The organism is Micromonospora sp. CPCC 205546 (genome assembly GCF_036902715.1).
GTDB lineage: Bacteria > Actinomycetota > Actinomycetes > Mycobacteriales > Micromonosporaceae > Micromonospora.
This window is the reverse complement of sequence record NZ_JBAKHL010000053.1, coordinates 1-12,003: the sequence shown is the minus strand read 5'-3', so window position 1 is coordinate 12,003 and position 12,003 is coordinate 1. Positions and strand designations below refer to the sequence as shown.

Below are 12,003 nucleotides of genomic sequence, written 5' to 3'. Positions count from 1 at the left end.
GGCCCACCCCTGACGGAGGTACGACATGGACCGAGTGGACACGACGGTGACGGCCGGGGACTTCCTGGCCGTGGTGACCGACACGATGAACCGGGTGGCCGAGAGCCAGCGCGAGGCGGTGGGGCGGGCCGCCGACATGATCGCCGACGCGGTACGCGCCGACGGCGTGGTCCACGCGTTCGGCACGGGTCACTCCGAGGCGCTGGCCATGGAGATCGCCGGTCGGGCCGGCGGGCTGGTGCCGACCAACCGGATCGCCCTGCGGGACCTGGTGCTCCTCGGCGGCGCCCCCGCCGACGTGCTCGGGCCGCTGCTGGAGCGCGACCCGTCGGTGGCGCACCGCCTCTACGAGCTGGCCCCGGTCAGCCCCCGGGATGTCTTCGTGCTCGCCTCCAACTCGGGCGTGAACGGCGCGATGGTGGAGTTCGCGTCGCTGGTGAAGGAGAAGGGCCACGGGCTGGTCGCCATCACCTCGGCACAGCACTCGGGGCAGATGACCTCGCGCCACCCGTCGGGGCGCAAGCTCGCCGACTTCGCCGACGTGGTGCTCGACAACGGCGCCCCGTACGGCGACGCGACGCTGCCGCTGCCCGGCGGCGGCGCGGTCGGCGCGGTCTCGTCGATCACCGCGGCGCTGCTGGCCCAGCAGATCACGGTCGAGACGGTGGCCCGGCTGCTGGCGGCGGGGGATCGTCCCCCGGTCTACCTGTCGGCCAACATCGCCGGCGGCGACGAGCACAACAACGCCCTGGAGGCCCGGTACGCAGGCCGGATCCGGCGCGGCTCCTGACGCCACGCAAACGGCGCGCCCGGACAGCGACGTGAGTCGGTTTCGCGCGTCGACGGGTGGGGCATCAGCGATGCTGCCGCCGGCCGCCCCCGCCGGCAGTACCGTCTGACCGGAGGTAGCGCGTGTCCAAGGAAACCGAGAAGCAGCGCTGGCAGCGCAACTTCGCCGACCTGCTCCAGGAGCTTCGGGTCGCCCAGACCGGCGTGCAGATCCTCTTCGCCTTCCTGCTCACCCTCCCGTTCAGCAACGGCTTCACCCGTACCAGCGGCTTCCAGAAGGACGTCTACATCGTCGCGTTGCTGGCGGCGGCCGCCGCCACCGCGATGATCATTTCGCCGGTGGCGTTCCACCGTGCGCTGTTCCGGCAGGGCCGCAAGCCGGAGCTGGTCCGCTTCGCCCACCGGATGGCCAGCGGCGGCCTCGCCTTCATGCTGATCGCGATGGTCAGCGCGGTGCTGCTGATCACCGACTTCGTGCTGGACCGCAGCATCTCCCTGGTGCTCAGCGGCCTCACCGGGCTCTGGTTCCTCACCTTCTGGGTGTTCCTGCCGTTCTCCCGGCGCAACTGGGGCGAGGACGACGACGACGAGGACGGCGACCCGCGGTCCCTCAGCGACTGACCGGCTTCGACGCAGCTCAATATTTACGAAACGCTACCCCTGGGTAACACCCGGGGGTAGCGTGCTGTTCGTCGAGCACGCAGACGCAAACCGGACCGAGGTTCGAGGGGGCCGCCGTGACCACGACACAGAACAGCCGACCCGCGCCCGACGGATCGGGCTCCGACCGGTCGACGCCGGCCACCGCCGCCGACCCACCGGCGACGACCGCCGCCGCCGACCGGCCGACGGCCGGTGCGACCGGACCGCTGCCGACGGAGGCCGGTCAGGTCTCCGAGAAGGAGGCCCGCCAGGTCGCCGAGGCGGCCAGGGAGTCCTCCTGGGACCGTCCCAGCTTCGGCAAGGAACTCTTCCTCGGCCGGTTCCGGCTCGACCTGATCGACCCCTGGCCGCGCTCCGACCCGGCGGACGTAGCCCGCGCCGACGAGTTCCTCGGCCGCCTCCGCGAGTTCCTGGCCACCGAGGTGGACGGTGCCGCGATCGAGCGGGACGCGTCCATCCCGGACGAGGTGTTCCAGGGGCTGGCCCGGCTCGGCGCCTTCGGGATGAAGATCGACCGGTCGTACGGCGGGCTCGGGCTCAGCAACCTGCACTACTGCCGGGCGCTCATGCTGGCCGGCTCGATCAGCCCGGCGATCGGCGCGCTGCTCTCGGCGCACCAGTCGATCGGGGTGCCGCAGCCGCTGAAGATGTTCGGCACCGCCGAGCAGAAGCAGCGCTTCCTGCCCCGGCTCGCCGCCGGTGAGGTCTCCGCGTTCCTGCTCACCGAGCCGGACGTCGGCTCCGACCCGGCTCGGCTGGGCACCACCGCCGAGCCCACGCCCGACGGCACCGGCTACCGGCTCAACGGCGTGAAGCTGTGGGCCACCAACGGCAGCGTCGCCAGCCTGCTCGTGGTGATGGCCCGGGTGCCCGCCGCCGAGGGGCGGCGCGGCGGGATCACCGCCTTCGTCGTCGAGGGCGACACCGAGGGCATCACGGTCGAACGGCGCAACGCCTTCATCGGACTGCGCGGCCTGGAGAACAGCCTGACCCGCTTCCACGACGTCTTCGTGCCGAAGGAGAACGTCATCGGCGGCGAGGGCAAGGGCCTGAAGATCGCGCTGACCACCCTGAACACCGGACGGCTGTCGCTGCCGGCCATGTGCGTCGGCGCCGGCAAGTGGGCGTTGAACGTGGCCCGGGAGTGGGCCGCCGACCGGGTGCAGTGGGGGCGGCCCGTGGGCGAGCACGAGGCGGTGGCCCAGAAGCTCTCCTTCATCGCCGCCACGACGTACGGCATGGAGACCATGCTGGACCTCTGCTGCCTGCTCGCCGACGACGACCGCAACGACATCCGGATCGAGGCGGCCCTGGTCAAGCTCTACGCCAGCGAGATGGCCTGGAAGATCGCCGACGAGCTGGTGCAGATCCGGGGCGGCCGCGGCTACGAGACGGCCGACTCGCTCGCCGCGCGCGGCGAGCGACCCGCCGCCGTCGAGCAGATGCTGCGCGACCTGCGGATCAACCGCATCTTCGAGGGCTCCACCGAGATCATGCACCTGCTCATCGCCCGCGAGGCGGTCGACGCGCACCTGTCGGTCGCCGGCGACATCATCGACCCGGACGCCGGGCTCGGCCGCAAGGCGCGGGCCGGGGCGCGGGCCGGCGCCTTCTACGCGAGGTGGCTGCCCACCCTCGCCGTCGGCCGGGGGCAGCGCCCGTCGGCGTACGCCGAGTTCGGCCCGCTCGCCGGCCACCTGCGGCAGGTGGAGCGCGCCTCGCGCAAGCTGGCCCGCTCGACGTTCTACGCGATGTCCCGCTGGCAGGGGAAGATGGAGCGCAAGCAGGCGTTCCTCGGCCGGGTGGTGGACATCGGCGCGGAGTTGTTCGCGATGTCCGCGGTCTGCGTACGCGCCCACGCCGAGCGCGAGGCCCGGCCCGAGAACGTGGAGTTGGCCGACCTGTTCTGCCGGCAGGCGCGGGTCCGCGTCGACGCCCTCTTCACCGCCCTGTGGGACAACACCGACTCCGTCGACACCGTGGCCGCGAAGCGGATCCTCGCCGGGCGCTACGCCGCACTGGAGGACGGCGTGATCACCCCCGCCGACGACCTGCCCTGGGTCGCCCCCTGGTCGGCCGGCCCGTCCACCACCGACGACGTCCGCCGCCACATCCCACCCACCCCGTCCTCCTGACCCTGCCCCCCGACCCAGAGTCGATCATGCAGTGGTGGTGCCCCGCGAAAGGGGCGAATGCGGGTGCTCCGGGCACTACAACTGCATGATCGCCGGGGTTGGGGGCGGGGGGTCAGTGGGTGGGGCGTAGGCCCAGGTGGCGTAGTTCCAGGGTGGCCAGTGCGTCGATGGTGGCGTCGTCGCCGGCCCGCCACGCCTCTGCCACGTCGGGCGCGATGCTGGTCAGCCGGCCCAGCGGCTGGGTGGCCAGCGCGCGTAGCGCCAGCAGGTCCCGGCCGGCCGGGACGGCGGCCAGCTTCGCCGCCGAGCCGGCCCGGCGCATCCAGCGCACCCGCAGCGGCAGCCAACCGAAGAACACCAGGCCGAGCGGGAAGACCAGCGCGGCGACGGACAGCGCGAGGGCGAGCTGACCGACCAGCTCCTGCTGGTCGCGGCCCGCCTCGGCCAGTGAACGGGCGGCGGTGGCGGCCCGCTCGAACGGCGCGGTCAGCTCGTCGCCGACCAGCGGCACCCGGTCGACCTTGCCGCCCGCCTCGGCCAGGTTGTCGGCGAGGCCGCTGCCGGCCCCCTCCAGCTTCTGCCCGGGTACGGCGAGTTGCTGGACCAGGTCGTGCAGCCACAGCGCGCCACGGATCGCGCCGTACACCCAGGCGACGACGAGCAGGTCGGTGATCAACTGTCGGACGGCGGTCGGCAAACGATCGGCGTAGATCTTCACGCCGGACAGCGTGCCACGCCCGGCGTCGCCCGGCACGCGCCGCGAACGCCGCCGTGCCCCGGGACGACTCAGCCCGTGCCGCGAACGCCGTCGAGCGCCCCGGGTCGATCAGCCCGCGCAGGCCGGGCAGGTGCCGAAGATCTCCAGCGTGTGGCTGACGTCGGCGTAGCCGTGCTTCGCGGCCACCCGCTCGGCCCAGTTCTCCACGGTCGGGCCCGCCACCTCCACCGTGCGGCCGCAGGACCGGCAGACCAGGTGGTGGTGGTGGCCCTCGCTGCACCGGCGGTAGAGGTGCTCGCCGCCCGGCGGGCGCATGACGTCGATCTCGCCCGTGTCGGCGAGGCCCTGCAGCGTGCGGTAGACGGTGGTCAACCCGACCCGCTCGCCGCGTTCGCGCAGCATCGCGTGCAGCTCCTGCGCGCTGTGGAAGCCCTCCAGCTCGCCGAGCAGCGCGCTCACCGCCGAGCGCTGCCGGGTGTTGCGGACCGTGGCACCCGTCATGATCATGATCCCTCCCCGGCGTGGCTCACCGCGTCGGCCACGATGTGTGCGACGTGCTCGTCGACCAGCGCGTACGCGATCTCGCGACCCCGCCGGGAGCCGCGCACCACGCCGGCGCCCCGCAGCACCCGCAGGTGCTGGGAGACCAGCGGCTGCGCGGCGCCGAGCTTGTCGACCAGCTCGTGCACGCAACGCTCGCCCTCGGCGAGCTCACTGACGATGGCCAACCGGATCGGCGCCGAGAGGGCACGCAACAGCTCGCTCGCGCCCTCGAAGGCGTCGTAGCCTGATCCGTCGGTCACCCCGTAACGGTAACCAATCCCACCGACACGCCGCTGACCAGGATCAGTGGAGCACCACCTCGTGCGGCTCGGGCGCGGGCGCGGCCTCCGGGGCGCGTCGTCGGTGCAGCACCCGCCACGCCGCGCCGAGGACCGCGACCACCCCGAACGAGGCGATCGCCATCAGCACCACCGAGGCGCCGGGGGCGGTGTCGGCGTTCGCCGCCACCCAGACCCCGGAGCCGGCGGCGAAGAACCCGAGCGCCATCGCCGCCGTCATCGTGCTGCGGAACCCCCGTGTCACCTGCTGGGCGGTGGCCACCGGCACCACCATAAGGGCGCTGATCAGCAGCACCCCGACGGCCCGCATGGCGATCGTCACGGTGACGGCCGTGGCCACGGCGAGCAGCAGGTTGAGGGTGCGCACCGGCAGGCCGGAGACGCGGGCGTACTCCTCGTCGTGACAGACCGCGAACAGGGCCGGGCGCAGCGCCAGCATGGCCACCCCGATCGCCGCGCCGAGCACCGCGATCGTGGTCAGGTCCGCCGGCGTGATGGTGCTCAGCGACCCGAACAGGTAGGCGTTCAGGCTGGCGCTGGTGCTGTCGGAGAGCCCGACCAGCGTCACGCCGCCGGCGATGCCGCCGTAGAAGAGCAGGGCCAGCGCCAGGTCGCCGGAGGTGCGCCCACGGGCGCGGACCAGCTCGATGGTGATCGCGCCGGCGGTCGCCACGAGCACGGCGACGAGGACGGGGGAGCGGTTGAGCAGCAGGCCCGCGCCGACGCCGGTGAGCGCCACGTGCCCCACCCCGTCGCCGATCAGGGCGAGTCGCCGCTGCACCAGGTAGATGCCGAGCGCCGGGGCGGCCAGGCCGATGATCAGCGCCCCGATCAGGGCGCGCTGCATGTAGGGGTACTGGAAGAGTTCCATCTCAGCTGCTCCACAGCCCGGCGGGCTCGTCGGGACCGTGCGGGTGCACGTGGTCGTGGCCGGGCTCCGCGTGGTGGCCGGCGGGCTCGGGCACCGCGCCGTCGTGGCAGATCCCACCCTGGTGTACGACGACCGCCCGGGTGATCAGCGGACGCAGCGGCCCGAGTTCGTGGGCCACCAGCAGCACCGTGCCGCCCCCGGCGACGAAGGTGTGCAGCGCCCCGGCGAACGCCTCCTGGCTGGCGGCGTCGACCCCGGCGGTCGGCTCGTCGAGGACCAGCAGCTCCGGCTGGCCGGCCAGCGCCCGGGCGATCAGGGTGCGCTGCTGCTGCCCGCCGGAGAGGGTGGCGACGGGGTCGCGGGCCCGGTCGGCGAGCCCGACCGCCTCCAGCGCGGCGGTCACCGCGGCCCGGTCCGCCGCGCCGGGCGGGCGCAGTACGCCGCGCCGGGCGAGCCGGCCGGAGGCCACCACCTCGCGGACGGTGGCCGGCACGCCGCTGCCGGCGCCGAGGCGCTGCGGGACGTACCCGATGCGGTGCCACTGCCGGAAGCGGCGCAGCGGACGGTCGAAGAGGGTGACCGACCCGGAGCTGAGCGGCACCAGGCCCAGCGCGGCGCGGATCAGCGTGGACTTGCCGGAGCCGTTGGCGCCGAGCACCGCGACCACCTCCCCGGCGGTCACGGTCAGCGAGACGTCACGAAGCACGGGGCGGCCGTCGTAGCCGACCACCCCGTGCGCGACGGTGATGACTGGGGATGTCACGAGCAGCTCAACGCCGTCCTCAGGGTCGCAAGGTTGGTACGCATCACCGAAAGGTAGTCGCCGCCGCCGGGCGTCAGCCCCTCCAGGGGGTCCAGCACCGCGGTCTTCGCGCCGACCTCCTTGGCGATGGTCTCGGCCACCTTCGGGCTGACGAGGGTCTCGAAGAAGATCGTGGTGGCCTTGTGTTCCCGGGCCTCCTCGATGACCTCGGCGAGGCGCTGCGGGGCGGGCTCGTTCTCCGGGCTGAGCCCGGAGATGCCGATCTGCTCCAGCTTGTAGCGCTCGGTCAGGTAGCCGAAGGCGGTGTGGCTGACCACGATCTCCCGCCGCTGGCAGGTCTTCAGCCCGGTCGTGAACTCGGCGTCCAGCTTCTCCAACTCGACGCGCAGCGCCTTGGCGCGGGCGGTGTAGTCGGCGGCGCGGTCCGGGTCGGCCTGGCCGAGCCGCTCGGCCAGCTTGTCGCCGACGGTGGCCAGGCGGGTCGGGTCCAGCCACAGGTGCGGGTCCTTGGCGCCGTTCTCCTCGTGGCCGGGCTTCTCGGCCTTGCCCGACTCCTCGGGGTGGGCGTGGTCCTCGCCCCCGTGGTCATGGTCGTGGCCACCCGCGGCGGCGTCCATCAGCGGCTGCACGGTGGACACGTCGAACGCGCGGTCCTTGGCGTTCTGCTCGACGGCCTCGTCCAGCGCCGGCTGGAAGCCCTTGAGCAGGACGACCAGCTCCGCCTCGACGACCTGGCCGACCTGGCCCGGGTTCAGCTCCAGGTCGTGCGGCTCGGCCCCGGGCTTGACCAGGTTGCTCACCGTCACCGCGTCGCCGCCGACGCGCTCGGCGAGGAACTGCAGCGGGTAGAAGGCGGCCACCACGTCGACCCGCTGCGGGTCGGCGCCGGCCGTGCCGTCGTCGGAGCAGGCCGCGACACCACCCAGGGCGAGCAGGGCGGTGGTGGCGACGGCCAGGGTGCGCGGGGCGGAGCGGATGTTCATGCCATGAACTGTCCGCGACAACGATAATGATTGTCAAAAACGCATGCTTGCATGTCAGAGCAGCTTCACCAGGCCCGCAGTGACCAGCAGGGTGAGCGCCACCAGCCGGATCACCCGGGTCGGCGCCGTCTGCACCGACCAGGTGGTCACCAGCAGCGCGGCCACCGCCGCGGCGAGCAGCAGGGTGAACAGCCCGCCCACCACGCCGGGGGTGAAGAACGCGACCAGCACCAGCACCAGGGTGACCAGGAACACCGTCGTCGGGTTCGCCCGGGCCAGCCGGGCCGGCAGGGGGCTCTGCGTACGCTGCATCCCACAGACTCTACGAGGAGGAACCCCGTGCTGGTGACGAACCGGTTCGTGGTGGACGTCGATGTCGCCGACGAGTTCACCGAGCGGGCGCACGCCGCCCTCGCCGCGCTCGCGGCCCGCCCCGGTTACCTGCGCGGCCAGCTCGTCCGGGCGCTGGACGACCCGCGGCACTGGTGCCTGGTCACCGAGTGGGAGTCGGTCGGCACCTACCGGCGCGCCCTGGGCGGCTTCGACGTGAAGATCACCGCCGTGCCGCTGCTCGCCGAGTCGCTCGACGAGCCGTCGGCGTACGAGGCGCTGGCCAGCGCCGCGCCGGGCGGGGACGTCGTCGCGACCGCCAGCGATCGGGCCGCTGGTCCTTACCGCTGAGCCCGCGGGCACTACATTGCTTGCATGACCGCTCCCGGACCGGCGACCCCGCCGCCGTACCCTCCGCCGCCCGGCCAGCAGGAGGCGCAGCCGCCCGCCGTGCCCGGTCCGCCGGCGGAGCCGGGTGTGCCCGCCCCACCGGCCGGACCGGGGGTGGCCCCGCCGTTCGCGGCACCGCCCACGGAGGGGCGCAACACCCGGCTCTGGCTCGGGTTGGGTGCCGGGGCGCTCGCCGTGCTGCTCTGCTGCGGCGGTGGCGGCGCGGCCGTGGTGGGCCTGGCCGTGACCGGGGTGCAGGCCGTACGCGAGCAGGGGCGCACGGTCTCCACGGACTACTACCAGGCGCTCGTCGAGCGCAAGTACGGCGCGGCGTACGACCAGCTCTGCGACGACGCGCAGCGGCGCGAGTCACGCCGGGAGTTCGAGCGCCGGGCGGCCGCCGAGCCGCAGATCGCGACCTTCCGGGTGGGCGACGTGGACGCCGTCTCCCTCACCGTGCCGGTCGACGTGACCTACACCGGCGGCCGGCAGGACCGGCAGGAGGTCACCCTCGGCCAGGACCAGCAGACCGGCGGCATGGAGGTGTGCGGGGTGAGCTGACCCGCCCCCGGTATTCTGCTGGGCCCGGGACGGCACGGGTCGTACCGTTGTCCCGAACTGTTCGTTCCGTCCTTTGCCGCGTCCCCGCCGACCGCCAGTCGGCGTAGGAGGAAACATGCCAGCCGACCGTATCGACGCCGTCGTCAGCCTCGCCAAGCGCCGAGGCTTCGTCTTCCCCTCCAGCGAGATCTACGGAGGCACCCGATCGGCGTGGGACTACGGTCCGCTCGGCGTGGAGCTGAAGGAGAACGTCCGCCGGCAGTGGTGGAAGACGATGGTCCAGCAGCGCGACGACGTGGTCGGCCTCGACTCCGCCGTGATCCTGGCCCGCGACGTGTGGGCCGCCTCCGGCCACCTGGACGCCTTCGTCGACCCGCTGACCGAGTGCCAGTCGTGCCACAAGCGGTTCCGGGCCGACCACCTCGAGGAGGCGTACGAGGCCAAGCACGGCAAGCCGCCGGCCTCGCTGACCGAGCTGAACTGCCCGAACTGCGGCAACAAGGGCACCTTCACCGAGCCGAAGATGTTCAACGGCCTGATGAAGACCTTCCTCGGCCCGGTCGAGAGCGAGGAGGGCATGCACTACCTGCGGCCCGAGACCGCGCAGGGCATCTTCGTCAACTACAAGAACGTCGAGACGGTCGCCCGCAAGAAGCCGCCGTTCGGCATCGCCCAGACCGGCAAGTCGTTCCGCAACGAGATCACCCCGGGCAACTTCATCTTCCGCACCCGCGAGTTCGAGCAGATGGAGATGGAGTTCTTCGTCGAGCCGGGCTCGGACGAGCAGTGGCACGAGTACTGGCTCTCCGAGCGCTGGAACTGGTACCTCGACCTGGGCCTGTCGGAGAGCAACCTGCGCTTCTACGAGCACCCGAAGGAGAAGCTCTCCCACTACTCGAAGCGCACGGTCGACATCGAGTACCGCTTCCAGTTCGGCGGCACCGAGTTCGCGGAGCTGGAGGGCATCGCCAACCGCACCGACTTCGACCTGACCACGCACAGCAAGCACTCCGGCGTCGACCTGTCCTACTTCGACCAGGCCAAGAGCGAGCGCTGGATGCCGTACGTCATCGAGCCGGCCGCCGGCCTGACCCGCGCGGTGCTGGCGTTCCTGCTGGAGGCGTACGACGAGGACGAGGCGCCGAACACCAAGGGCGGCGTGGACAAGCGCACGGTGATGCGCTTCGACCCGCGGCTGGCCCCGGTCAAGGTGGCGGTGCTGCCGCTGTCCCGCAACGAGGCGCTCTCGCCGAAGGCGAAGGGCCTCGCCGCCGACCTGCGCAAGCGCTGGGTGGTGGAGTTCGACGACTCGCAGGCGATCGGCCGCCGCTACCGCCGCCAGGACGAGATCGGCACCCCGTTCTGCGTGACGGTCGACTTCGACACCCTGGACGACGACGCGGTGACCGTCCGGAACCGGGACACCATGGCCCAGGAGCGCATCGCGCTGGACCAGGTCGAGCGCTACCTGATCGAGCGCCTCCCCGGCTGCTGAGCTGCGACGGGGCCCCGACCGGCGCGGAAGTCGCGCCGGTCGGTGCCCCGTACACTTGTCCGGTGACCGCGCCGACCGTTCCCGCACTGCGCCCGCTGACCATCGGGCGGCACGAGGTGTGGCCGCCGGTGGTGCTCGCGCCCATGGCTGGCATCACCAACGTCGGCTTCCGGCGGCTCTGCCGGGAGCAGGGCGGCGGCATCTACGTCTGCGAGATGATCACCACCGTCGCGCTGGTCGAGCGGAACCCGAAGACGCTGCGCATGATCGCCTTCGGCGACGACGAGCGGCCCCGCAGCCTCCAGCTCTACGGCACCGATCCCGAGATCACCGCCGCCGCCGTGCGGATCGTGGTGGAGAAGGACCTCGCCGACCACATCGACCTCAACTTCGGCTGCCCGGTGCCCAAGGTCACCCGCAAGGGCGGCGGCTCGGCGCTGCCGTGGCGGCGCCGGCTCTTCGCGCGGCTGGTCAGGGCCGCGGTGGACGCCGCCTCGCCCGCTGGGGTGCCGGTCACGGTCAAGATGCGCAAGGGCATCGACGACGACCACCTGACGTACGTCGAGGCGGGCCTCGCCGCCCAGGACGCCGGTGTGGCGGCGGTCGCCCTGCACGGGCGTACGGCCGCGCAGCGTTACTCCGGCACGGCGGACTGGGACGCCATCGCCACGCTCAAGCAGGCCCTCGACGTGCCGGTGCTCGGCAACGGCGACATCTGGGAGGCCGACGACGCGCTGCGGATGGTGGCGCACACGGGCGTCGACGGGGTGGTCATCGGCCGGGGCTGCCTGGGCCGCCCGTGGCTCTTCGCCGATCTGGAGGCCGCCTTCGACGGCCGCCCGGAGCGGCGCCTGCCCACCCTCGGCGAGGTGGCGCGGACCATGCGCCGGCACGCCGAGCTGCTGGTCGACCAGTTCACCGCGGGATCCCGCACCCCCGCCCGGGGCGAGCGGGACGGCTGCACCGACTTCCGCAAGCACGTCGCCTGGTACCTCAAGGGCTTTCCGGTCGGCAGCGAGCTGCGCCGCGAGCTGGCCATGATCGAGAGCCTGGCCCAGCTCGACGACCTGCTCGGCAAGCTGGACCCGGCCGAGCCCTTCCCCGTCGCCACGCTGGGCCAGCCGCGGGGTCGCACCAACTCGCCCGGCAAGGTCTTCCTGCCGGACGGCTGGCTGGCCAGCCGCGACGACGACACCGTCCCCGAGGGCGCGGAACTGGCCGACTCGGGCGGCTGAGCCCTCCGCCCCGTCATGGCGAAGGGCCGACCCCTTGTCGGGGCCGGCCCTTTCGTCTGGTGGTTCGGGGTGTTGTCGCCGGTCAGGAGGTGTAGCCGCGGGTGGCGATCCAGTCGGCGAGGTTGTCCACGCTCATCCGGTAGGTGGCCTGGGTGGGGTCGGCGGAGTCGGCGATGGTGACGGTGTGGCCGTTGTCGCGGTAGCCGACGACGCTGATGTAGTGCCCGC

14 protein-coding genes and 1 pseudogene are annotated in these 12,003 nt (G+C 72.7%); 7 read left to right on the top strand and 8 right to left on the bottom strand.

Annotated features, from left to right (window positions below; translation table 11 throughout):
* The first annotated feature begins 25 nt into the window (after positions 1–25).
* The 3 genes from V6U77_RS22325 (at position 26) to V6U77_RS22315 (ending at position 3,587) form a co-directional block, all read left to right on the top strand.
* Complete coding sequence (locus V6U77_RS22325) at positions 26–790, top strand: SIS domain-containing protein (protein WP_334608526.1); 765 nt, start codon at positions 26–28, stop codon at positions 788–790.
* Positions 791–912: 122 nt separating this feature from the next.
* Positions 913–1,410, top strand: coding sequence for a DUF6328 family protein (locus tag V6U77_RS22320; RefSeq protein WP_334608525.1), 498 nt, complete (start codon positions 913–915; stop codon positions 1,408–1,410).
* Positions 1,411–1,658: 248 nt separating this feature from the next.
* Positions 1,659–3,587, top strand: coding sequence for an acyl-CoA dehydrogenase family protein (locus V6U77_RS22315; RefSeq protein ID WP_334608572.1), 1,929 nt, complete (start codon positions 1,659–1,661; stop codon positions 3,585–3,587).
* A 112-nt stretch (positions 3,588–3,699) separates the two neighbouring features.
* Here the strand turns inward: V6U77_RS22315 and V6U77_RS22310 are convergent, their stop codons facing one another.
* From V6U77_RS22310 to V6U77_RS22280, 7 genes are all read right to left on the bottom strand, one after another.
* Positions 3,700–4,305 carry a hypothetical protein gene (locus V6U77_RS22310; RefSeq protein WP_334608524.1) on the bottom strand — a complete coding sequence of 202 codons (606 nt, stop codon included), beginning with the start codon at positions 4,303–4,305 and terminating at the stop codon, positions 3,700–3,702.
* 108 nt (positions 4,306–4,413) lie between these two features.
* Entirely contained in the window at positions 4,414–4,806 is a 393-nt protein-coding gene (locus V6U77_RS22305) for a Fur family transcriptional regulator (RefSeq protein ID WP_172896644.1), read from the bottom strand.
* A gap of 2 nt (positions 4,807–4,808) precedes the next feature.
* On the bottom strand, positions 4,809–5,108 hold the full coding sequence (locus V6U77_RS22300; protein WP_088998913.1) for an ArsR/SmtB family transcription factor: 300 nt from the start codon (positions 5,106–5,108) through the stop codon (positions 4,809–4,811).
* Between the two features lie 43 nt (positions 5,109–5,151).
* A complete protein-coding gene (locus tag V6U77_RS22295; RefSeq protein ID WP_334608523.1) occupies positions 5,152–6,018 on the bottom strand; it encodes a metal ABC transporter permease in 867 nt (288 codons plus the stop codon).
* A gap of 1 nt (position 6,019) precedes the next feature.
* Positions 6,020–6,781, bottom strand: coding sequence for a metal ABC transporter ATP-binding protein (locus tag V6U77_RS22290; protein ID WP_334608522.1), 762 nt, complete (start codon positions 6,779–6,781; stop codon positions 6,020–6,022).
* Positions 6,778–7,764, bottom strand: a complete 987-nt coding sequence (locus tag V6U77_RS22285) for a metal ABC transporter substrate-binding protein (RefSeq protein ID WP_334608520.1) — start codon at positions 7,762–7,764, stop codon at positions 6,778–6,780. Before V6U77_RS22285 ends, V6U77_RS22290 begins: the two co-directional genes overlap by 4 nt.
* 54 nt (positions 7,765–7,818) lie before the next feature.
* Positions 7,819–8,076, bottom strand: coding sequence for a hypothetical protein (locus V6U77_RS22280; protein ID WP_334608518.1), 258 nt, complete (start codon positions 8,074–8,076; stop codon positions 7,819–7,821).
* Positions 8,077–8,103: 27 nt separating this feature from the next.
* Between V6U77_RS22280 and V6U77_RS22275 the strand changes: the two genes are divergently transcribed.
* From V6U77_RS22275 to dusB, 4 genes are all read left to right on the top strand, one after another.
* On the top strand, positions 8,104–8,445 hold the full coding sequence (locus tag V6U77_RS22275; RefSeq protein WP_334608516.1) for an antibiotic biosynthesis monooxygenase family protein: 342 nt from the start codon (positions 8,104–8,106) through the stop codon (positions 8,443–8,445).
* A gap of 126 nt (positions 8,446–8,571) precedes the next feature.
* Positions 8,572–9,045, top strand: a complete 474-nt coding sequence (locus V6U77_RS22270; protein WP_334608571.1) for an Rv0361 family membrane protein — start codon at positions 8,572–8,574, stop codon at positions 9,043–9,045.
* Positions 9,046–9,160: 115 nt separating this feature from the next.
* On the top strand, positions 9,161–10,540 hold the full coding sequence (locus V6U77_RS22265) for a glycine--tRNA ligase (protein WP_334608514.1): 1,380 nt from the start codon (positions 9,161–9,163) through the stop codon (positions 10,538–10,540).
* Between the two features lie 62 nt (positions 10,541–10,602).
* Positions 10,603–11,775, top strand: coding sequence for a tRNA dihydrouridine synthase DusB (dusB, locus tag V6U77_RS22260; protein WP_334608512.1), 1,173 nt, complete (start codon positions 10,603–10,605; stop codon positions 11,773–11,775).
* Between the two features lie 82 nt (positions 11,776–11,857).
* Here the strand turns inward: dusB and V6U77_RS22255 are convergent.
* Positions 11,858–12,003, bottom strand: a pseudogene (locus V6U77_RS22255) (C39 family peptidase); the annotation flags it as partial.